The 21,052-nt window shown below is 66.5% G+C and carries 23 protein-coding genes; 12 read left to right on the plus strand and 11 right to left on the minus strand.

What is annotated here, in order from left to right; translation table 11 throughout:
* Positions 1–140: 140 nt before the first annotated feature.
* The 4 genes from ABIA73_RS20375 to ABIA73_RS20390 all read right to left on the minus strand — a co-directional run bounded on the left by ABIA73_RS20375 (position 141) and on the right by ABIA73_RS20390 (position 4,462).
* Positions 141–920: a ferredoxin--NADP reductase gene (locus ABIA73_RS20375; protein ID WP_049466610.1), complete on the minus strand. Its 780-nt coding sequence runs from the start codon at positions 918–920 to the stop codon at positions 141–143.
* 79 nt (positions 921–999) lie between these two features.
* Positions 1,000–2,871 carry an ABC transporter ATP-binding protein gene (locus ABIA73_RS20380; RefSeq protein WP_025876751.1) on the minus strand — a complete coding sequence of 624 codons (1,872 nt, stop codon included), beginning with the start codon at positions 2,869–2,871 and terminating at the stop codon, positions 1,000–1,002.
* A gap of 208 nt (positions 2,872–3,079) precedes the next feature.
* Complete coding sequence (locus ABIA73_RS20385) at positions 3,080–3,529, minus strand: carboxymuconolactone decarboxylase family protein (protein WP_354276217.1); 450 nt, start codon at positions 3,527–3,529, stop codon at positions 3,080–3,082.
* 36 nt (positions 3,530–3,565) lie between these two features.
* Complete coding sequence (locus ABIA73_RS20390; RefSeq protein WP_354276218.1) at positions 3,566–4,462, minus strand: RNA polymerase sigma-70 factor; 897 nt, start codon at positions 4,460–4,462, stop codon at positions 3,566–3,568.
* Between the two features lie 147 nt (positions 4,463–4,609).
* Between ABIA73_RS20390 and ABIA73_RS20395 the strand changes: the two genes are divergently transcribed.
* The 4 genes from ABIA73_RS20395 to ABIA73_RS20410 all read left to right on the plus strand — a co-directional run bounded on the left by ABIA73_RS20395 (position 4,610) and on the right by ABIA73_RS20410 (position 7,701).
* Positions 4,610–6,127, plus strand: a complete 1,518-nt coding sequence (locus ABIA73_RS20395; RefSeq protein ID WP_025876754.1) for a fumarate hydratase — start codon at positions 4,610–4,612, stop codon at positions 6,125–6,127.
* Positions 6,128–6,416: 289 nt separating this feature from the next.
* Positions 6,417–6,653 carry a hypothetical protein gene (locus tag ABIA73_RS20400; RefSeq protein WP_227417103.1) on the plus strand — a complete coding sequence of 79 codons (237 nt, stop codon included), beginning with the start codon at positions 6,417–6,419 and terminating at the stop codon, positions 6,651–6,653.
* A 56-nt stretch (positions 6,654–6,709) separates the two neighbouring features.
* The gene (locus tag ABIA73_RS20405; RefSeq protein WP_218789515.1) at positions 6,710–7,012 is read left to right on the plus strand and encodes a hypothetical protein; all 303 of its coding nucleotides are present in this window, start codon (positions 6,710–6,712) and stop codon (positions 7,010–7,012) included.
* Between the two features lie 53 nt (positions 7,013–7,065).
* Positions 7,066–7,701: a glutathione S-transferase family protein gene (locus ABIA73_RS20410; RefSeq protein WP_354276219.1), complete on the plus strand. Its 636-nt coding sequence runs from the start codon at positions 7,066–7,068 to the stop codon at positions 7,699–7,701.
* 94 nt (positions 7,702–7,795) lie between these two features.
* Here ABIA73_RS20410 and arsC read toward each other — a convergent pair whose 3' ends face one another.
* The 3 genes from arsC to ABIA73_RS20425 form a co-directional block, all read right to left on the minus strand.
* Positions 7,796–8,137 (minus strand): arsenate reductase (glutaredoxin), encoded by a 342-nt coding sequence (arsC, locus tag ABIA73_RS20415; protein ID WP_025876760.1) that lies wholly within the window; start codon positions 8,135–8,137, stop codon positions 7,796–7,798.
* Positions 8,137–9,291, minus strand: a complete 1,155-nt coding sequence (locus ABIA73_RS20420; RefSeq protein WP_059064630.1) for a phospholipase A — start codon at positions 9,289–9,291, stop codon at positions 8,137–8,139. Before ABIA73_RS20420 ends, arsC begins: the two co-directional genes overlap by 1 nt.
* Before the next feature lie 122 nt (positions 9,292–9,413).
* On the minus strand, positions 9,414–9,899 hold the full coding sequence (locus tag ABIA73_RS20425) for a DUF456 domain-containing protein (RefSeq protein WP_033831531.1): 486 nt from the start codon (positions 9,897–9,899) through the stop codon (positions 9,414–9,416).
* Positions 9,900–10,136: 237 nt separating this feature from the next.
* Between ABIA73_RS20425 and ABIA73_RS20430 the strand changes: the two genes are divergently transcribed.
* Positions 10,137–10,346 carry a cold-shock protein gene (locus tag ABIA73_RS20430; protein WP_025876765.1) on the plus strand — a complete coding sequence of 70 codons (210 nt, stop codon included), beginning with the start codon at positions 10,137–10,139 and terminating at the stop codon, positions 10,344–10,346.
* A gap of 88 nt (positions 10,347–10,434) precedes the next feature.
* Here the strand turns inward: ABIA73_RS20430 and ABIA73_RS20435 are convergent, their stop codons facing one another.
* Together ABIA73_RS20435 and ABIA73_RS20440 are read right to left on the minus strand one after the other, a co-directional pair.
* Positions 10,435–10,929 (minus strand): glycine zipper 2TM domain-containing protein, encoded by a 495-nt coding sequence (locus tag ABIA73_RS20435; RefSeq protein ID WP_032978839.1) that lies wholly within the window; start codon positions 10,927–10,929, stop codon positions 10,435–10,437.
* Between the two features lie 130 nt (positions 10,930–11,059).
* The gene (locus ABIA73_RS20440) at positions 11,060–11,494 is read right to left on the minus strand and encodes a cytochrome c (protein ID WP_025876769.1); all 435 of its coding nucleotides are present in this window, start codon (positions 11,492–11,494) and stop codon (positions 11,060–11,062) included.
* 79 nt (positions 11,495–11,573) lie between these two features.
* Here ABIA73_RS20440 and ABIA73_RS20445 point away from each other — a divergent pair, with 79 nt between their 5' ends.
* Positions 11,574–12,401 carry a tRNA threonylcarbamoyladenosine dehydratase gene (locus ABIA73_RS20445; RefSeq protein WP_309909450.1) on the plus strand — a complete coding sequence of 276 codons (828 nt, stop codon included), beginning with the start codon at positions 11,574–11,576 and terminating at the stop codon, positions 12,399–12,401.
* Between the two features lie 33 nt (positions 12,402–12,434).
* On the opposite strand, the gene ABIA73_RS20450 is transcribed toward ABIA73_RS20445, so the two are convergent.
* Together ABIA73_RS20450 and ABIA73_RS20455 are read right to left on the minus strand one after the other, a co-directional pair.
* Complete coding sequence (locus ABIA73_RS20450; protein WP_354276220.1) at positions 12,435–13,208, minus strand: TatD family hydrolase; 774 nt, start codon at positions 13,206–13,208, stop codon at positions 12,435–12,437.
* Positions 13,205–13,420 (minus strand): DUF6116 family protein, encoded by a 216-nt coding sequence (locus ABIA73_RS20455; protein ID WP_080148438.1) that lies wholly within the window; start codon positions 13,418–13,420, stop codon positions 13,205–13,207. Before ABIA73_RS20455 ends, ABIA73_RS20450 begins: the two co-directional genes overlap by 4 nt.
* Before the next feature lie 163 nt (positions 13,421–13,583).
* Between ABIA73_RS20455 and ABIA73_RS20460 the strand changes: the two genes are divergently transcribed.
* The 6 genes from ABIA73_RS20460 to ABIA73_RS20485 all read left to right on the plus strand — a co-directional run bounded on the left by ABIA73_RS20460 (position 13,584) and on the right by ABIA73_RS20485 (position 20,846).
* The gene (locus ABIA73_RS20460; protein WP_025876774.1) at positions 13,584–14,423 is read left to right on the plus strand and encodes a glycine zipper 2TM domain-containing protein; all 840 of its coding nucleotides are present in this window, start codon (positions 13,584–13,586) and stop codon (positions 14,421–14,423) included.
* Between the two features lie 99 nt (positions 14,424–14,522).
* Positions 14,523–15,065 carry a GNAT family N-acetyltransferase gene (locus ABIA73_RS20465; protein WP_032978851.1) on the plus strand — a complete coding sequence of 181 codons (543 nt, stop codon included), beginning with the start codon at positions 14,523–14,525 and terminating at the stop codon, positions 15,063–15,065.
* Positions 15,066–15,243: 178 nt separating this feature from the next.
* Positions 15,244–15,903, plus strand: coding sequence for a glutathione S-transferase family protein (locus ABIA73_RS20470; protein WP_025876778.1), 660 nt, complete (start codon positions 15,244–15,246; stop codon positions 15,901–15,903).
* An 89-nt stretch (positions 15,904–15,992) separates the two neighbouring features.
* Complete coding sequence (locus tag ABIA73_RS20475) at positions 15,993–18,272, plus strand: thiamine pyrophosphate-dependent enzyme (RefSeq protein WP_354276221.1); 2,280 nt, start codon at positions 15,993–15,995, stop codon at positions 18,270–18,272.
* 3 nt (positions 18,273–18,275) lie between these two features.
* The gene (gene asnB, locus ABIA73_RS20480; RefSeq protein WP_354276222.1) at positions 18,276–20,219 is read left to right on the plus strand and encodes an asparagine synthase (glutamine-hydrolyzing); all 1,944 of its coding nucleotides are present in this window, start codon (positions 18,276–18,278) and stop codon (positions 20,217–20,219) included.
* A 66-nt stretch (positions 20,220–20,285) separates the two neighbouring features.
* The gene (locus ABIA73_RS20485) at positions 20,286–20,846 is read left to right on the plus strand and encodes an NADPH-dependent FMN reductase (protein WP_313281752.1); all 561 of its coding nucleotides are present in this window, start codon (positions 20,286–20,288) and stop codon (positions 20,844–20,846) included.
* The last annotated feature ends 206 nt before the right edge of the window (positions 20,847–21,052 follow it).

Raw genomic sequence — 21,052 nt, forward strand, 5'->3', positions numbered from 1 at the left:
CCGGGTGGGGCAGCTCTCTCGGCGCCCCCCCACCCGGCTCCAGGGGCGCGGGGCGAGCGGGGCGCTCATGTGCCGGTTCGCGCCGGGCCATGCCCGGCGACCGATATCCGCCGGGCATGGCCCGGCGCTACCGAGGCGGCTTATTTCTCGACGAACGCGCGCTCGAACACGTAGTGCCCGGGCGTACCGATGCGCGGCGAAGTCTGGAAGCCACGGCTGTCCAGCACGGTGCGCAGGTCGGCCAGCATCTGCGGGCTGCCGCAGATCATCGCGCGGTCGTTTTCCGGGCTCAGCTCGGGCAGGCCGAGCGTGCGCTGCATCTCGCCGCTTTCCATCAGCGAGGTCAGGCGGCCCTGGTTCGGGAACGGCTCGCGGGTCACCGCCGGGTAGTACAGCAGCTTGTCGCCAACCATTTCGCCCAGGAACTCATGCTCGCGCAGTTCCTTCTCGAAATAATCGCGATAGGCCAGGTCCTTTTCGTAGCGCACACCGTGGCACAGGATCACCTTGTCGAAGCGCTCGTAGGTCTCCGGGTCCTTGATCACCGACAGCCACGGCGCCAGGCCGGTGCCGGTGCCCAGCAGGTACAGGTGCTTGCCCGGGTGCAGGTCGCTGATCAGCAGGGTGCCGGTGGGCTTCTTGCCGACCAGTACCTTGTCGCCTGGCTTGATGTGCTGCAGGCGCGAGGTCAATGGACCGTCCTGCACCTTGATGCTGAAGAATTCCAGCTGTTCTTCCCAGTTGGCGCTGGCGATGGAATACGCGCGCAGCAGCGGCCGCGCATCGGTCTCCAGGCCGATCATCACGAACTGGCCGTTCTCGAAGCGGAAACCGCTGTCACGGGTGAGGGTGAAGCTGAAGTAGGCGTCGGTCCAGTGGCGGACCTCAAGCACCGTTTCGGCGCCGAAAGCGGAGGACATGGGCGTATCTATCGGAAGTCGTCGGGACAATTCTATCTCAAATGAGACAGGTTCTCATTAGGCGGAACGAGAGGCGTTCTCAGCGATAACCGGCCGCCTGCAGTTCGAACAGTTCGGCATACCGGCCGCCCTGTGCCATCAGCTGCTCGTGCGTGCCGCTGGCTTCGATCCGGCCATCGGCCAGCACCAGGATGCGGTCGGCCATGCGTACTGAAGAGAAGCGGTGGGAAATCAGCACTGCCGTACGATTATCCGCCAATTCCCTGAACCGCTGGAACACCTCGAACTCGGCGCGGGCGTCCAGTGCCGCGGTGGGCTCGTCCAGGATCATCACCTGTGCATCGCGCATCCACGCACGGGCAATGGCGATCTTCTGCCACTGCCCACCGGACAGGTCCACGCCCTGCTGGAAGCGGCGGCCGATCTGCTGGTCATAGCCGCCGGGCAGGGCAGCGATCACTTCCTCGGCCATGCCGCGGCGGGCGGCATCGGAGATCCGCGCGCGGTCGTCCATCGCTTCGACCTGGCCGACACCGATGTTCTCGCCGGCGCTGAGGTTGTAGCGCACGAAATCCTGGAAGATCACGCCCAGATTGGCGCGCAGGTCGTCCAGGTCGTAGTCGCGCAGGTCGCGCCCATCCAGCAGGATGCGGCCTTCGTCCGGTTCGTACAGGCGTGCCAGCAGCTTGACCAGGGTGGTCTTGCCCGCGCCGTTCTCGCCGACCAGCGCCAGTACTTCGCCCGCGTGCAGGTGGAAATCCAGGTGGCGCACGGCCCATTGCTCGGCATCGGGGTAGCGGAAGCCCACGTCCTCGAACACGAAGCCCTCGCGGATCGGCTGCGGCACGCGCACCGCGTCCTTTCGCGAATGGATTTCCGGTTCGATCTGGAAGAACGAATACAGGTCGTCCAGGTACAGCGCCTGGCTGGCCACCTGCGAGAACCCGATCAGCAGGCCTTCCAGCAACTGGCGCAGGCGCAGGAAGCTGCCGGCGAGAAAGGTCAGGTCACCGATCGAGAAATCGCCACGCACCGTGCGCCAGGCGATATACGCATACGCGGTGTAGTAGCCCAGCGTGCCCAGCGCGGCCAGCAACGTGCCCCAGAACGCCCGCCGCCGGGCAAGCGCGCGGTTGGCCAGGAACAGTGCCGCCGACAGGCTGCGGTAGCGGTCGACCAGGAACCGGTGCAGGTTGAAGATCTTTACTTCCTTGGCCGTCTCCACGCTGGCACCGAGCTGGCGCAGGTAGTCCAGCTGGCGGCGCTCCGGCGTCCACAGGAAGTTGAGGCTGTAGCCGGCCGCATTGAAGTGCGACTCGCCGATGAAGGCCGGCACCAGCGCCAGCGCCAGCAGCAGGATCAGCCACGGTGCGTAGACCAGCAGGCCGACGGCCAGGCTGGCAACGGTGATCGCATCCTGCACCTGGCCGAACAGCTGGCTCATCAGGTTCATCCGGCCCATGGTCTGGCGCCGTGCGCGGTCCAGCTTGTCCTGCAGGTCCGGGTCCTCGAAATCCTCCAGGTCCAGGGTCGCCGCATGTTCCATCAGGCGCACGCTGGTGGCGTTGGCGAACAGCTCCGACAACAGCGCATCGGCGTAGCTGACCAGCCGACCGAGCAGGTCCGAGGCGATCGCCAGGCCGAATTCCAGTGCCAACAGGCCGAGCAGTGGATTGAGCAGGCCGCTGGACAGCGCCTCGCCCATCGGCGGAAAACCGGCTCCGTGCTGGCTCAGATGCAGGGCGGTATCGATGATCAGCTTGCCGACGTACAACATCGCCACCGGCAGCAGCGCACGGATCAGGCGCAGGCCGAGGCTGGCCAGGGTCAGCGCGCGGCTGGTCTGCCACACCTGGCGCAGGAACGGTGGCAGGTTGCGCATCGCCTTGAAGCGTTGGCGCAGGCTGGGTTTCTTGGCGCCGGCAGCGCCGGCAATGGGAGAGGCGGGCATGCCGCCATTGTGCGCGCCTGATACGTGCAGGTGGGGTCAGGGCAGCCGTGTGGCCGCACGGGGTCGGATCCCTTTGCTGTGCAAAGGGCTCTGACCCCATCGGCCCGAATCGGGTCAGAGCCCTTCGCAATGCGAAGGGCTGGACCCACCCGCATCCACGCATGGCGTGGATCTACCGAGGCCAGCGCGAGACTGGCCCCGCCGAGAATCACGGCAGCGGTGGCAACAGTCCAGCCCCCAGCCGGTTCCAGGCATTGATCACTGCAATGCCCATGCTCAGGTCACTGATGCCTTTCTCATCAAAGTGCGGTGCCAGCGCATCGAACGCCGCCTGCGACGGTGCGCCATCAGTCAACCGGGTCAGCGCCTCGGCCCAGCCCAGCGCCGCGCGCTCGCGGTGGTCGAAGAACCGGCTTTCGTGCCAGGCGGGCAGCGTATCCAGCTTGCGCGGCTCGATGCCGCCCTTGCGCAGCGCCGTGCCGTGCATGTCCATGCAGTAGCCGCAGCCATTGAGCTGCGAAACGCGCAGGAACACCAGTTCCATCAACGTCGGATCGATCGAACTGTCATGCACCGCCTTGCTGGTGGCCAGCAGGCCCTTGAAGGCCTCGGCGGCCAGGCGGGTGTAGGGAACGCGGGGAGAGGCGTGGTCGGACATTTTCGGCTCCACGGCGGCCACGGTGGCCGCCTTTCATTACAAGGACGCCGCAGCATCGCCGCGCGTGACAACCGACGGCAATTTGTTCGGATTGAGCACGCTGTAGAGATTGGCGATGCGGCCATCGACCACCTCGATGGTGGTGATCGAGTGCAGGTGGTCGCCTTCGAAACGCAGGATCGCCGGTTCGCCATTGACGTAGCCGAGCTGTGCCGGATGCGCCGCGCCGCGACGGGCGATGGCCCAGTACAGGCGGCCGATACGCTCGGCACCCCGCAGTGGTCGCACCGCTGCGGTGACCACGCCACCGCCATCGGAAACCAGCAGCGCGTTGGCATGCAGCAGCGCCTGGATGGCCTCGCTGTCGCCACGCTGGGAAGCGTCCATGAAACGCGCCAGCAGTTGCCGGTGCTGGCTGGCATCGGCATTGAAGCGCGGCCGCCCAGACTGCAGGCGCTGCCGGGCCCGGTGCACCAGCTGGCGGCAATTGGCCTCGCTGTGGCCGATCAGCTCGGCAATCTCGCGGTAGTCGTGGTCGAAGGCTTCCTTCAGCAGGAAGGCGGCGCGCTCCTCCGGTCCGAGCTGTTCGAGCAGGGTCAGGAAGGCCACGGAGACGTCGTCGGCCAGCGCGTGCAGCTGCGCGGGGCCGGGTGTCGGGTCGGGTTCGAGGGTGATCGCCAGCGGTTCGGCCAGCCACGGGCCGACATAGTGGGTGCGTTCACGCTTGGCTGCCCGCAGCCGGTCCAGCCCCAGCCGGGTGGTGGTGGTCACCAGCCAGGCCTCGGGGTCGACGATGGCGGCCGCATCGCTGCCGGCCCAGCGCAGCCAGGCGTCCTGGACCACGTCCTCGGCGTCGCTGCGGCTGCCAAGAAGGCGGTAGGCCAGCGCCATCAGGCGTGGGCGGTGGGTCTGGAAGGCGGTTTCGGCGTTCATGTGGGCAAGGACGCGCCAGCGGGGCGCAGCGTGACAGAGGGCAGGGTCGGATCTTGCCGGCCAGCGGCCGGCACCACCACCCCACGGTCGAGGGAGGGGGTAAAATGGGCGGATTACCCCCGCCAGCCTTCAGCAAGCGAGCAATCCGTGACATCGATCAAGCAGGAAGACCTCATCCAGTCCGTCGCCGACGCGCTGCAGTACATCTCGTACTACCACCCGGTCGACTACATCAAGAACCTTGCCGCCGCCTATGAGCGCGAGGAGTCGCCGGCAGCGAAGGAGGCGATCGCGCAGATCCTGATCAACTCGCGGATGTGCGCCGAAGGCCATCGGCCGATCTGCCAGGACACCGGCATCGTCACCGTGTTCCTGGAAATCGGCATGGACGTGCGCTGGGATGACGCCACCATGGGCGTGGAGGACATGGCCAACGAAGGCATCCGCCGCGCCTACCTGTACCCGGACAACAAGCTGCGCGCTTCGGTGCTGGCCGATCCGGCCGGCAAGCGCATCAATACCAAGGACAACACCCCTGGCGTGGTCAACGTCAAGGTGGTGCCGGGCAACACCGTGGAGGTGATCGTTGCCGCCAAGGGCGGTGGCTCGGAAGCCAAGACCAAGTTCGCCATGCTCAACCCGTCCGACTCGATCGTCGACTGGGTGCTGAAGACCGTGCCGACCATGGGCGCGGGCTGGTGCCCGCCGGGCATGCTCGGCATCGGCATCGGCGGCACTGCCGAGAAGGCGATGCTGCTGGCCAAGGAAGCGCTGATGGAGCCGATCGACATCACCGAGCTGCAGGCCCGTGGTGCGTCCAACCGCATCGAGGAACTGCGTCTGGAGCTGTACGAGAAGGTCAACGCACTGGGTATCGGTGCGCAGGGCCTGGGTGGCCTGACCACCGTGCTCGACATCAAGATCAACGACTACCCGACCCACGCGGCCAACCTGCCGGTGGCGATGATCCCGAACTGCGCCGCCACCCGCCATGCGCACTTCACCCTGGATGGCAGCGGCCCGGTGATGCTGGACCCGCCGTCGCTGGAAGACTGGCCGAAGCTGACCTACGACGCGTCCAAGGGCACCCGCGTGGACCTGGACACGATCACCCCGGAAGACGTGGCCAGCTGGAAGCCGGGCCAGACCCTGCTGCTCAACGGCAAGCTGCTGACCGGCCGCGACGCCGCGCACAAGCGCATGGTCGACATGCTCAACAAGGGCGAGGAACTGCCGGTCGATCTGAAAGGGCGCTTCATCTACTACGTCGGCCCGGTCGATCCGGTGCGCGACGAAGTGGTAGGCCCGGCCGGTCCGACCACCGCCACCCGCATGGACAAGTTCACCGAGCAGGTGCTGGCACAGACCGGCCTGCTGGGCATGGTCGGCAAGGCCGAGCGCGGTCCGGCCGCAATCGAGGCCATCAAGAAGCACAAGTCGGCCTACCTGATGGCCGTCGGTGGTTCGGCCTATCTGGTGTCCAAGGCGATCAAGGCGGCCAAGGTCGTCGGCTTTGCGGACCTGGGCATGGAAGCGATCTACGAGTTCACCGTGGAAGACATGCCGGTGACCGTGGCCGTCGATTCCACCGGCGAGTCGGTGCACAAGACCGGCCCGCGCGAGTGGCAGGCCCGCATCGGCAAGATTCCTGTCGTGGTGGAATGATCGGCGCGGCGTCGACCACGCCCGTCCGATTGCAGAACGGCGCCCGGGTGGCGCCGTTCTTCGTTTAACGATTGCAACCGCGCGGCTTTGCTAGGGTGTGCGCGTTGCCAGGCAAGGGAAGCTGTTTGTGCGTCAAGGAATACGCAATGTTTTCGCCGCAGTCGCCCTTGCCTTGATGGTTGGGTGCGCGCCGCAGTATTACGTCAAGCAACCCACCAGCGAGGCCGGCCGTGTGTGTGCAGCGGGGTGTACGCAGCGGCACATGCAGTGCGCGGATCAGGCACGTTCGATGGCCGAGATGGCGCAGCAGAGCTGTCAGTCGGACAAGGAGCGCGTCATCGACAGATGCAGTGACATCGCTGACGAGAAGATGCGGCATCGTTGCGAGGGCGCACGTGGCGCCGGCGCATACTGCGCCACCGCAGCCAACACGCGCGCCTGCGATGCGACCCGGGCGCAGTGTGTACTCGACTGCGGCGGATCGGTGAGCGAAACCCGTTCTTCTGGCAGTCTTCCGGTCTATTGAACAAGGAGTGTCCTGTGAACCTGTTGCGCACCCTTTCCCTTGTCACCCTGCTGGTCATGGCCGGCTGCAGTACGTCGTCCTCGTCGTATGGCGGTGGGGGCGGCTTCAGCGCCGGTGCCCAGTGCCAGATGCAGTGCCAGGCCAGCTATCGCAGCTGCATGGCCGATGGCCAGGGGATCGGCAGCCGCCAGTCCAGCTGCGAGCAGCAGGTGGCACCGACGCCGGACCAGCGCTGCAAGGACATCGAGCATCCGGAACTGCGCCGTTCCTGCGAGTTGAAGGCGCACGACTGCACGCTGCGCGCACCGATGATGGGCTGCGGCGAACGTCGTGATACCTGCATGAGCACCTGTGGCTGACCACGCCGGGGACAGCGCGCATAATCAGCCGTTCCCCGCCCAGGACAGGTCCTATGCGCACCACCTTGTATGGTTCCACCAGCACCGCCTCGCTGGTGGTGCATTGGCTGCTGATCGAGCTCGGCATCGAGCACGAACTGGTGCTGCTCGATTTCGAAACGCGCGAGCACAAATCAGCTGGCTACCTGGCGCTCAATCCGGCGGGCAGGGTGCCGACCCTGTTGATCGACGGCCAGGTACTGACCGAGGCGGCCGCGATCGCGCTGTATCTGGCAGACCGTCATCCGCAGGCAGGGTTGTTGCCTGCCGTCGGCACGCCGGCACGCGGCGAGGCCTATCGCTGGATGTTCTGGTGCGCCAACACCGTGCAGCCGGCATACCGCGCCTGGTTCTATCCGCATGAAGCAGCGGGTGGCGAGTGCATCGAGGCGGTGCGTACGATGGCACGGCAGCAGCTGGAGGCAGCGTGGCAGCACGTTGCCACACACCTGCAGGACGGCGGTCCCTACCTGCTCGGCGATGCGCCGGGCGTGATCGATTTCATGCTGGTGATGTTGATGCGCTGGTCACGCAACATGCCCACTCCCAGCGACCACTGGCCGGTGTTGAAGGCGTATGCGGATCGCCTGAAGGCGCGCCCGGCGTTCGCCGAGGTCTATCGTCGCGAAGGCATCACCGACTGGCGGTAACCCGTTCTGTAGAGCCGGGCCATGCCCGGCTGCATTCACGGGTGGCACGCGAACTGCAGCCGAGCATGGCTCGGCTCTACCAAAGCGGGGCGGGTTACAGGATCTCCAGCACCGTTTCCGGGGGGCGGCACAGGCGGGTGCCCTTCGCGGTGCGTACCACCGGGCGGTTGATCAACCGTGGGTGGGTGGCCATCGCGGCCAGCAGGGCGTCGTCATCGCTTCCCTGCAGACCCAGTGCGGCAAACTCGGATTCCTTGCTGCGCACCAGCCCGGTCGCGGCCAGGCCGGATTCGGCCAGTACCTGGCGCAGCGTGGCCACGTCGGGCGGGCTGCCGAGATAGTCGATCACCACCGGTTCGAAACCGGCGTCGCGGATCAGCTTAAGCGCCCCGCGCGAGTTGCTGCACGCGGGGTTGTGCCAGATCGTCACATCCATCAGAACCACTCCAGCAGGGACACGCCCACGCCGACGTAGGTCGCCTTGTGGTTGTAATCGATCAGGCTCTCGCCATAGCCGTCGAAGATCTGCACATGGCCGCGCAGCAGGTTGCTGATCGGGAAGCCGTAGTCCAGCTGCAGCGCGCCGTGCGAGCGGTCACCGGTGCGCAGCGAATGACGTGCCATCAACGAGACCTCGTGACCCTTGTGGTTCCAGGTCAGGGTCGCGTCGCCGCGGCCCATGTAGTCCTCGATGTCCGGGTTGTTGTCGTCGCTGCGGGTCTCGGGAATGCGGTACCAGGGACGCAGCACCAGTGCCCAGTTCTCGCGGTCGAGGCCGACGTTGAGGATCACCCGGTTCCAGCTGCGCGACAGCGGATCGGCCCGTCCGTTGGACTGGTGGTTGAGGCTGATGCCGGTCATCCGCCCACGCCAGCCACCGATCGAGTAGCCGTTGCGGAACACCATCATCACTTCCGGCTCGTAGTTGGTCTCGCGGAACGGGCGCGAGTCCTCGCCGTTGTAGGCCTGCCAGCGCGAACTCTGGGTATAGCCCGCCCAGATGTCGCCGTTGTCGCCGAACAGGTTCTCGGCGATCTTGGTCTTGAAGCTGATCTGGAACTTCAGCTCAGCGCTGTCCAGCACCTGCGGGGTGGTCACGCTGTTGGCCGGGTTCGGCGAGTGCGGCATGGTGTTGCGGTCGCTGGTCCAGAATGCCGGCAGCAGGTACACAGGCTTGTACGCGCGCAGCTGGAACGGGCCCAGCTTGGAGTCCTCGGCCAGTTCCCAGCGGCTGTCCAGCAGCGAACCGCGGCCGGCATTGGCAAGTGCGCTGTCCGGCGCTTCGGACCGGAACAGATCGCTGACACGCTCGCGCAGCTTCTCCTCGCCCTGGCTCACCCGCGTGGTATCGCGCCGCTCGCGACGTGCCTGTGCGGCGGCTTCGGCGGCCGCATCAGCTTCGGCGGTGGCCTGAGGCGTGCGCCCGAACTGGCGGTCGTAGCAGGCCAGACGGGCAGCATCGGTCGTGATGGCCGCGCAGGCGGCCGGCGAGGCTTCGGCGCTGGGCGCGAATTCCTGGGCAGCCACAGGCGCGCTGGCCAGGGCCAACGCCAGCGGTGCAAGGCGGGGAAACAACGGAGAGAGGGTCATTGCAGCAGGCCCTTCGGAATGAATGCGGAAAGAGGGACAGTGTGGCGGCTGCATCCGGTAACGGCCAGCCCCACGGGTTTATGCCCGGCGTGTGCGTGCGCGCTGCGTGAAGGCCGCATGCCTCACAGGAACCAGGCGAAGGCGAACAGGCCCAGCATCGCGATCACCAGCGCCAGCTTCAGCGCCAGGCCCAGCAGGATGCCAAGCCAGGTGGCCAGCCCGACCTTGGTCGAGCGGCCGAGCTCGCGGGTATGCCAGTACTCGCCCAGCAGCGCGCCCAGCAACGGCCCTGCGAACAATCCGATCGGCATGAAGAACAGGCCGACGATGCTGCCGATGAAGGTGCCCCAGAGCGCTTTGCGGCTGGCGCCCACGCGCTTGGCGCCGACCACTGTCGCCAGCACGTCGACCAGCAGCGACAGCGCGGTCAGCACGCCGAGGATCAGCAGGGTGGGCCAGCCGACATGGACGAAGCCGTCCGCCCAGGCCGCCAGCACCAGCCCGATGAAGACCAGTGGGATGCCCGGCAGGGCTGGCAGGACGATGCCGGCGATGCCGATGAGGACAAAAATGACCGCTAGCAGATACAAGATGAATGAGAGGTCCATGCTGTCCAGTATGGTTGTCTTTTTGGGGTTGACAGTGAAAGGTTTTTGCCAGTTGCTTTTTCGTTTTGGTCGGGTTAAGTTGCAGTCGCTGAGCTTGGCAAGGTCACCGTGGATCGTGGCCTGATGAAGCAAGATCGTTCCGATCCGCTGCATCGATGCACCTCGCTTCCCCCTTGCTTGTCAGCCGCCCAACAGGCGTATCCAACAACAAGTAGAGAGTCAAAGGGAGTTAGTGAGATGGCTGATCGCGAGAACGGTACCGTGAAGTGGTTCAATGATGCCAAGGGCTTCGGCTTCATCAGCCGGCAGAATGGCGAGGATGTGTTCGTGCACTTCCGTGCCATCGAGACCCAGGGCTTCAAGAGCCTCAAGGAAGGCCAGGCTGTGAGCTTTGAAGTGGTGCAGGGCCAGAAGGGCCTGCAGGCTGACAAGGTCCAGCCGGCGTAATACCTGCCGCTTGCCGGCATGAAAAAGGCCCGCGCAAGCGGGCCTTTTTTTGTTGCTCCGGTTCTGATCGGCCGGGGCCCGCTGCGGTTCAGCGCAGGATGACCTTGCCGTTGACCACGCGGACATAGGTGTTTTCGCGGATGCCGCCGAGGTCGCGCTGGTTGACCACGATGGTGCGGCCGTCATCCATGCGCACGCTGATGTCATACGTATCGCTGGTGACGTTCTTCTGGATCTGGTTGCCCGCCAATGCGCCACCCACGGCGCCAGCGGCGGCGGCGATGTTCTTGTTGCCGCGGCTGCCGCCGGTGTGGTCGGAGATCTCATGGCCGGCAACCGCGCCGACGATGCCGCCGAGGATCGCGCCGGTGGCGGAAGGCGCGGTACGGCCGGACTGCACGGCATTGATGCGGGTGACGATGCCGCAGTCGGCGCAACGGCCCTGGTTGTAACCGGAGTTGTTGCCGTAGCCGCCGTTGTTGTAGCCGTTGTTGTAACCACCACCGCCGTAGCCCGGCGAGGTGGCACAGCCGGCCAGGCCGACGGTTGCGATGACACTGGCGGCGATGAGCTGGATCTTCATGGGGCATCTCCTGGCCGTGAAGGCGGGTGCGTTGGGTGGTACTGCGTCATGCAGCAGGGTGAGCGAATCCTCCTCTTTCCAACGTGAACAAGGCGCCAACCACCTCGGCCTTCGCCCACTCGAAGATGAATCAGCGGAAGTCCTGATGACAGGCCCGGCAATCGTCCTGCAGTGCCTGGACCTGCTGCGCCAACGCGTTGCAGTCGATGGGCGGGCTGGCCAATGCCGCATTGAGATCGGCCCGGTACTGGCTGGCGTGCTGCTGGAACTGCCGGCTGTCCTTCAATCCGGGGAAGGCCTGGTCCAGATCGTTGGACAGCAGGCGCAGCACCTGCAGGCGCGGGACGCTGTCGGCCAGGCTGCAGCGGTTCTGCTGCTGAGCCTGCTGCAGCAGATCCGCCTGCCGCTGCATCACCTGCATCAGGCTGTCCGGGAACGGATCGCGGCGTGCCTGCAGTGCGCGGCCGACCATCACCGTGGCAATCAGGCCGATCAGCAGGCCCAGGCCGAGCACGAACAGATAGCGGTAGGCGGTGGACGGGCGGCGGGGTGGGCTGGCACTCATGGCGGGCGCTCCGGGCGTGCAACGGTGGGTTCGGCGTCGTCGTGCTGTAGTCAGGGGACCTGCACGTTAAAATAGCCCGATGAACGAACAGGTCAAACAACGCTTCGCCGGTATTGAACGGCTGTATGGCGTCGGCGCGCTCGAGCGCCTGCAGGGCAGCCGTGTTGCCGTGGTCGGCATGGGCGGCGTCGGCTCGTGGGTGGTGGAGGCGCTGGCGCGCTCGGCGGTGGGCCATCTGGCCCTGATCGATGCCGATGACATCTGCGTATCCAATACCAACCGCCAGCTGCCGGCGCTGGAAGGCAACTACGGCCGCAACAAGGCCGAGGCCATGGCCGAGCGCTGCCGGGCGATCAATCCGCAGATCGAGGTCGACGCTGTGCAGGCGTTCCTGACCCCGGCCAACATGGCCGAACTGCTGGACCGCGGTTTCGACCTGGTGATCGATGCCTGCGACAGCTTCCGGGTGAAGGTGGAAACCATCGCCTGGTGCCGCCGCCGCAAGCTGCCGTTGCTGACCGTCGGCGCGGCCGGCGGCCGTACCGATCCCACCCTGGTTCGCATCCGCGATGTCTCGCGCACCGAGCATGACGCGATGCTGGCGCTGATCCGCAAGAAGCTGCGCAGCGAATTCAACTTCCCGAAGAATGCCAAGCGCTATTTCGGCGTGCCGGCGGTGTATTCGCTGGAAAACGTGAAATATCCGCAGGCCGACGGCAGCGTCTGTGGCCTGCGGCCGAACCTGGGCGCGGATGCGGCCCTGAAGCTTGATTGCGGCGCCGGCCTGGGCGCGGCCACCCACATCACCGGCGCGTTTGCGTTCGCGGCCGTGGGCAAGGCGCTGGAGATGCTGCTGGAGCCGAAGAAGGTGAAGGCCGAATCGGTTGAGGCAGAGGCCGGGGTGTGATCTGGTGGTGCCGGCCAGCGGCCGGCACTACCTTCACGGTGCAGGCAGGTTGAACAGCCGCCGGGCGTTGTCCGTGGTGGCCTGCGCCACTGCATCCAGTTCCATCCCGCGCAATGCGGCGATGTGCCGGGCGATGACCGCCAGCCGCGCCGGCTCGTTGCGCTGGCCACGGATACCCGCGTCGGGCTGGTCCGGCGCATCGGTCTCCAGCAGCAACTGTTCCAGCGGTATCTCGCGGACAAGCCGCTGCAGGCGCTGCGCACGCTCGTAGGTCAACGGTCCGCCCAGGCCAAGCAGGAATCCCAGCTTGTGCAATTGTGCGGCCTGTTCCGGGCTGCCGGAAAAACTGTGCACCACCCCGCGCAGGCCACCGATGCGGCGGATCGCGGTGATCACCGCATCCACTGCGCGGCGGGCATGCACGATCACCGGCAGGTCAAACTCGCGCGCCAGCGTCAGCTGGCCGAGGAAATACTCATGCTGGACCTCGGCATCCAGGCCCTCGACGAAGAAGTCCAGCCCGCATTCGCCGATCGCGCAGGGCCGCTCCTGTTCGATCCATTCACGCAGCTGTGGCAGGTGTTCGGGCCGGTGCTGGTCCAGGAACATCGGGTGCAGGCCATAGGCGGGGTAGAGCCCCGTCGCCTGCTGGCAGACCTCGCGCAGCTTTGGCCAGCTGGCCGCAGTGACCGCCGGAACCACCTGCCACTGCACGCCGGCAGCGCGCGCGCGGTCGATGACCGCCGCGCGGTCGCCATCGAATTCGCTGGCATCCAGATGGCAGTGGCTGTCGACCAGCAGGTTCAACGCTGCTCCAAGGGCGGTGGCGTAGTCGCGCTGCGGTTCTTCCAGTTGGCCAGCAGCAGGGTGCCCAAGCCCAGCATCAGTTCGTCGACGAACGGAATCGGGTCGGGGATGAACAGGGTCAGCGCGAACAGGCCGGCGGTCAGCTTGAACAGGGTGGGGTAGCGCAGCCGGCGTGCCCATTGCAGGACCGGCAGCAGCATCGGGTTGGCCATGGCGGAGGTCCTCCTGGGGAATGTGCAAACGCTACCACGGGCCCAGCATTTCCAGATGCTGAATGGGTTACGGCGGTGAGCAGGAAATGTGGAGATTCCGTTCAGGCACCGCATGCTGCAATCTGGCCTGAGAACGTTGCGGACGGTCCGCAAGGAGCAGGTCATGAAAAGCACAACTACAACTGTCCTGGTCGCAGCGGGCGCGCTGCTGGTCGGTGGTATCGCCACCGCCGCCTTCATGAAGAGCGGCGACAAGTCGCCGGAGCAGCTGAGCGCCGGAAACCCGAGTGAATCGCGCCTGGTCGATGGCAATGCCACCGACGATGGCGCACGTGGCGACGCAGTGGACGCCAGTGCGCCGCGTGGCCTGGAATACGCCGATGTGCTGAAGGTCGATCCGATCACCGAGAAGCAGAAGGCCTATGCCACCGTGATCGGCACCGATCCGGTACGCGAGACGTCCACCACCCAGACCCCGCATGAGGTCTGCCAGGACGTGGTGGTGCAGGAACGCCTGCCCGAGCGTGACGGCAACGTCGGTGGCACCGTGGTCGGTGCCGTGGTCGGTGGCCTGCTGGGCAACCAGGTGGGCGGCGGCAATGGCAAGAAGGCCGCGACCGCTGCCGGTGCCGTGGCCGGTGGCTTCATCGGCAACCAGGTCGACAAGCGCCATGTGGGTGGCCGCGTGGTCAACCGCACCGAGCGCCAGTGCCACACCGAAACGGCGACCTCCGAGTCGAGCCGTGTCACCGGCTACAACGTGACCTACCGCAATGAAGACGGCACCACCGGCACCATGCGCATGGGCAGCAAGCCGGGCAACCGCATTGCCATGGGCACCAGTGACGTGGTCAAGGGCTACAACGTGACCTACCGCTACGACGGCGCAGAGAAGACCGTGCGTATGGACAACAAGCCGGCCAGCGATCGCCTGCCGGTGGTGGATGGGCAGCTGGTCACCCAGACGGCTGCAGCCGGCGACGCGACCGCGAACCGTCAGTAATTCTCCGGCAACATCGGTAACGAACAGGCCAGCCTCTGCTGGCCTGTTTTTTTTATGGGTGGGGTTCATCCACGCGTGGTGTGGCTCTACCATGACGCCATGAGCATCTTCGACCTGCGCATCGAAACCGAACGCCTGATCCTGCGTCCGCCGCAGCGGCAGGACTACGCCCCCTATCTGGCGTTCTGCGCTGATGAGGAGGTGATGCGCACGCTGGGCGGTGTGCAGGCACCCTCGGTGGCATGGCGCAGCTTCTGCAGCCTGGCCGGCGCATGGCAGCTGTTCGGCTTCTCGATGTTCAGCGTGATCGAGAAATCCAGCGGTGAATGGATCGGCCGCATGGGGCCGTGGCAGCCGCAGGACTGGCCCGGCACCGAGGTCGGCTGGAGCATCCGCCGGGCCAGCTGGGGCAAGGGCTACGCACCGGAGGCGGCGATCGCAGCCATCGACTGGGCGTTCGATACGTTGGGTTGGGACGAGGTGATCCACACCATCGCCGAAGACAACGAGAATTCGAAGGTGGTTGCACGCAAGCTCGGCAGTACGCTGCTGCGCATGGGGCAGTTGCCACCGCCCTATGAAGGCAAGCCGCTGGAAATCTGGGGGCAATCGCGCGGGCAGTGGCAACAGCGCGCACGCTGAGCGCTGCCCGGTAGTGTCGGCCGCTGGCCGGCATTGGCACGAATCCAGCTGCATCGGGGTTGCCGGCCAGCGGCTGGCACGACGGAATCGCCATGCTGCACCCGCGCTTGGCAATCGCCAAGCTGCTTGCCAGACTGCGGACAGCCGGCTGCAGGCCGGGACCTCCCTGGAGCAGGCAATGGTGGAAGAACGCATTGCGTTGACGGTGCATGGCATGTCGGTCTCGGGCAATTGCCACAAGGTGCGCCTGTTGCTCGAACAGCTCGGCAGCCGCTACCGCTGGGTGGAGGTGGACAGCGCCCACGGCCAGACCCATACAGCGGAATTTCTCGCCCTCAACCCCAATGCCAAGGTGCCGTTGATCGTGCGCGACGACGGCCGCGTGCTGACCGAGTCCAATGCGATCCTGTTCTGGCTGGCCGAGGGGACGCCGTATCTTCCCGCCGACGGTTGGCAGCGTGCGCAGGCATTGAGCTGGATGTTCTTCGAGCAGTACACGCATGAACCCTGCGTGGCGGTGGCACGCTTCATCCGCGGTTGGACACCGGCCGACTCGCCACGCCGTGCTGAACTGCCGCGCCTGCATGAGCGCGCTGCCAGCGCGCTGGCGGTGATGGAGCAACATCTGCGCCAGGCGCAGTGGTTCACCGGCGATGACTACGGTATCGCCGATATCGCCTTGTTTGCCTATTCCGATGTCGCCGCCGACGGTGGCATCGCACTGGATCCATTCCCGCAGGTGCGGGCCTGGTTGCAGCGGGTGCGAGCGCAGCCTCGCTTCGTGCCCATGCCTGCGGTGACCGCCGAGGTGCGCGCGCGGTTCAACGCACCGGATTGATTCCCCTGCAGCGTCGGGCGTGCTCGACCAGCGGAAGGGTCGGGCAGCCTTGGCGTTGCGGTCTGCAACAACGACACGGAGGGTGTTCGATGTTCGCTGTGGTTCCTGATCCCATTCCCGCACGCATGCGCGGTCTCAATCGCGCCGAGGTCTGTGACGTCAATTTCCTCGAGGCCGTACGCGCCTGGCGCGGCATCCCGCGGCCGCGTCCGGCGCCGGATGCGCCGATCCTGCCGGGCAGCACCCTCACCGCCGCCGCCTTCGGCGAACTGTTCGAATCGCAGCTGCTCAGTCGCCAGCTGGACCTGATGGCGCGTGTGCTGCGCGTGCAGAACAAGGTCTTCTACACCATCGGCTCGTCCGGCCATGAAGGCAACGCGCTGCTTGCGCGCGCCTGCCGCCACACCGACCCCGCCTTCCTGCACTACCGTTCCGGCGCCTTCATGGCCGAGCGTGCGCGGCTGGTGCCCGGCATGGATCCGATGCGCGACGCCGCGCTGTCCTTCGCCGCCAGTGCCGATGATCCGGCCAGCGGCGGCCGTCACAAAGTGTGGGGCAGCAAGCCGCTGTGGGTGCTGCCGCAGACCTCGACCATTGCCTCGCACCTGCCCAAGGCGGTGGGTACCGCGCTGGCGATCGAGAGTGGCAGGCGCCTGAGCCAGCCGCTGCCGATTCCCGCCGACAGCATCGTGATGTGCTCCTTCGGCGACGCTTCGGCCAACCATGCCACCGCGCAGACTGCGTTCAATACCGCGATGTGGTCGGCCTACCAGAAGCTGCCGGTGCCGATCCTGTTCGTCTGCGAGGACAATGGCCTGGGTATTTCGGTGAAGACCCCTGAAGGATGGATCGCAGAGCGCTTCAGCCGGCAACCGGGCCTGGACTATTTCTTTGCCGATGGCCTGGACCTGGCGGCCGGACACGCGCAGGTGCAGGCGGCGGTCGAGCATTGCCGGCGCATGCGTCGGCCCACCTTCCTGCACCTGCGCACCACGCGGTTGATGGGCCACGCCGGTACCGACTTCGAAGTGGAATGGCGCGCATTGGCCGAGCTGTGTGCGGCCGAGGCGCAGGACCCGCTGCTGCGCTCGGCGCAGATCGCGCTGGAATCGGGCTGGATGGATGCGGCGGGCGTCGAGGCCGCCTATGAAACCCTGCGCGCGCGCTGCATGGCCGCCGCCATCGATGCCGATTCGCGGCCGAAGCTGCAGACATTGCAGGAAGTGATCACGCCGTTGGCACCCTATACGCCCGCAGCGGTGCAGGCCGAGGCCGAGCGCGTGGCGCCCATCGAGGCCCGGCAGGCACTGTACGGCGGCGCCGATGCGCTGCCCGAACGGCAACCACCGCGGCATCTGGCGATACAGATCAACCATGCGCTGCAGGAGCTGCTGGGCAAGTACCCGCAGGCGCTGTTGTTTGGCGAGGACGTGGCGCAGAAAGGCGGCGTCTACACGGTGACGCGCGACCTGCTGCGCCGTTTCGGCCCGCGCCGGGTGTTCAACACGCTGCTGGACGAGACCATGATCCTGGGCATGGCCCAGGGGCTGGCCAACATGGGCATGCTGCCGATCCCGGAAATCCAGTACCTGGCCTACCTGCACAACGCCATCGACCAGGTACGTGGCGAGGCCTGCTCGCTGCAGTTCTTCTCCAACGACCAGTTCCGCAACCCGATGCTGGTACGGGTGGCCGGGCTCGGCTACCAGAAGGGGTTCGGCGGCCATTTCCACAACGACAATTCGATCACGGCGCTGCGTGACATCCCGGGGCTGGTGGTGGGCTGTCCGTCGCGTGGCGATGATGCGGTGATGATGCTGCGCACATTGGCGGCATTGGCCCGCGTGGATGGTCGGGTAGCGGTGTTCCTTGAACCGATCGCCCTCTACATGACCAAGGATCTGCACGCGGCCGGCGACGGCCAGTGGTTGTTCGACTACCCCGCGCCCGGGCAGGCGCTGGTGCTGGGCGAGGGCAGGGTGTATGCGCCGGATGCCGGCGATCTGTTGATCTTCACCTACGGCAACGGTGTGCCGATGGCGCTGCGCGCAGCAGTCGCCATCGAGCAGCAGCTGGGCTGGCAGGTGCGCGTGGTCGACCTGCGCTGGCTGGTGCCGTTGAATGCGGCCTTCATCGGCGCCCAGGCCGCCACCGCGCAACGGGTGCTGGTGCTGGATGAAGGGCGCCAGAGCGGGGGCGTCGGCGAGGGCGTGATCACCGCGCTGGTCGAGGCCGGCCATGGCCACCTGCCCGTGCGCCGGGTCTGCGGTGCCGATACCTATACGCCGCTGGCGGGGGCAGCAATGTTCGGGCTTCCAAGCGACAATGCGGTGATTGGCGCCGCCCTCGACCTGGCGCAGGAACCCTGATGCATGTGTGGATTGGCAGGTATGTTGTTGCCGGCGGCACAGACGCCGGCCGAGGTCCTGCAGGCGCAGGCGCTGGCCATGGGCCAGGCGCTGCACCATCGCGGGCCGGATGACGGCGGTACCTGGGTCGATGCCGCTGCTGGCATTGCCCTGGCCCACCGGCGCCTGAGCATCCTCGATCTTTCACCTCTGGGCCACCAGCCGATGGCCTCCGCCGACGGCCGCTATGTGATGGCCTACAACGGCGAGGTCTACAACTTCGCCACGCTGCGCGCCGAACTGGAGCCGCTGGGGCATGCGTTCCGTGGCCATTCCGATACCGAGGTGCTGTTGGCCGCGATCCTGCAGTGGGGCGTCGAGGACACCCTGCAGCGCGCCAACGGCATGTTCGCCATCGCCCTGTGGGACCGCCAGGAGCAGTGCCTGTGGCTGGCCCGCGACCGGGTCGGCAAGAAGCCGCTGTACTACGGATGGGCCGGTGATGCCCTGGTGTTCGGCTCGGAGCTGAAGGCGCTGTGGCAGCACCCGGATTTCGACAACGATATCGACCGCGATGCACTGACGCTGCTGCTGCGGCTGGATTACATCCCGGCACCGCACAGCATCCACCAACGCTGCTACAAGCTGATGCCCGGGCGCCTGCTGCGGCTGGATGCGGCGGCGGTTGCGGCTGGAGCCAGCGCCCATCGGCCCGAGCAGGCGCAGCGTCCGTACTGGGACGCGCGCGCGCGCATGCAGGCGGCACTGGCCGCACCGTTCCAGGGCCGCATCGAGGAGGCCGAGGAGCAGCTGGATGGCCTGCTGCGCGATGCCGTGGCGCTGCGCATGGTCGCCGATGTGCCGGTAGGCGTGTTCCTGTCCGGCGGCACCGATTCGTCGCTGGTGGCGGCGCTGATGCAGGCGCAGAGCGGGCAGCCGGTGCACAGCTTCAGCATCGGCTTCAGCGGCTCGCACCACGACGAGGCACCGTTGGCCAGGGAACTGGCTACCCACCTTGGCTGTGATCACACCGAGCTGTATGTCAGTGGCGCCGATGCGCTGGCGGTGGTGCCGCAGCTGCCGGCGATGTTCGACGAACCCTTTGCCGATGCCTCGCAGGTGCCGACCGCGCTGGTCGCCCGCCTCGCCCGCCAGGGCGTGACCGTCGCACTGTCCGGCGATGGCGGCGATGAGCTGTTCTTCGGCTATACCCGCTATGTGCGTGCGCTGCGCAACTGGCAGATGCTGGGACGGGTGCCCGCGCCGCTGCGGCGCTGGATGGGCGCGCGTGCGCACCAGCAGGGCGAGGCGTCGCGCACCGGCGGGCTGGCCGCGTTGCTGGCTGAAACCGGCGCACGTGGCATCGGCGATGTGTATCGCAACCGCATCTCGCGCTGGCGCGATCCGGCGGCCGCGGTGATCGGTGCACGCGAGGCGGGCAGCTTCTACGATCTGGCCGATCCGCTGCATGGTGCCGGTACGCCGGCCGACGCGATGATGCTGGCCGACTTCGTCAGCTATCTGCCCGACGATCTGCTGTGCAAGGTCGACCGCACCTCGATGGCGGTCAGCCTGGAGGCACGTGCGCCCTTGCTGGACTGGCGCGTGGCCGAGTTCGCCTGGTCGCTGCCGCTGGGCTTCAAGCGCAGTGAGTCGACCAGCAAGGTGCTGCTCAAGCGCGTGCTGGGGCGGTACGTGCCGCAGTCGATGGTGCACCGGCCCAAGCGTGGATTCGGTGCCCCGGTCAGTGATTGGCTGAAGGGCGATCTGAAGCCTTGGGCGGACGAACTGTTGCAGCCGGCGCGACTGGAACGCGAAGGCGTGCTGTCGGCCGCCGCCGTGCAGCCACTGTGGCAGCAGTTCCTGGGCGGCCAGCGCAAGTGGCACACGCACCTGTGGAACGTGCTGATGTTCCAGGCCTGGCAGGACCACTGGCGGCAGGTGCGCGCAGGCGTGAAGCGCCCTTGATCTTCACCGGTGGGGAAGGGGGCGGGGGCTAGGCTGGCTCTCCCGCACCGTGAGGAGTATGTCCTGATGTCCGTCCCCACCATTGCTGTATTCGTCGGCAGCCTGCGCAAGGAATCCTGCAACCGCAAGCTGGCCCGCGCGCTGGAGAAACTTGCGGGCGACAAGGCGCGCTTCCAGTATGTGCAGATCGGCGACCTGCCGCTGTACGACCAGGATTTCGACGCCAGCTACCCGGCGCAGGGCACGCGCCTGAAGGACCAGGTACGTGCCGCCGACGCCGTGCTGTTCGTGACCCCCGAGTACAACCGTTCCGTGCCGGGCGTGTTGAAGAATGCCATCGACATCGGCTCGCGGCCCTACGGCGACAGCGCTTTTGCGGGCAAGCCAGCGGCGGTGATCGGTGCTTCCATCGGCCAGATCGGCACGGCGGTGGCCCAGCAGCACCTGCGCAACAGCCTGGCCTTCCTGGACATGCACGTGCTTGGCCAGCCCGAGGCGTTCATCCACTTCAAGGATGGCCTGATCGATGCCGACGGCACGATCCACAACGAGGGCACGCAGACGTTCCTGCAGGGCTATGTGGACCGGTTCCTGGCCCTGATCGCGGTACATGCCAAGGGCGATTGACGCCAGCAGGGGCGGTTCCCATCTGCGATAATGGTCCGCTTCGGGCGTCGCAACGACGCCCGTCGCAGGCAATGCGACGCCCTCGCGCCAGTCTGGACAGGCTCAGGCGGATATCCCCCGTTCTTCCACGGCTTATCCACAGGTTTGTCCATGGCCGCCGGGCTCGGCGCATGCCTACACTCGTCTGGCCCCTTTTGCAGGAAACA

It is taken from the genome of Stenotrophomonas sp. 2694 (assembly GCF_040548715.1).
Taxonomy (GTDB): Bacteria; Pseudomonadota; Gammaproteobacteria; order Xanthomonadales; family Xanthomonadaceae; genus Stenotrophomonas; species Stenotrophomonas indicatrix.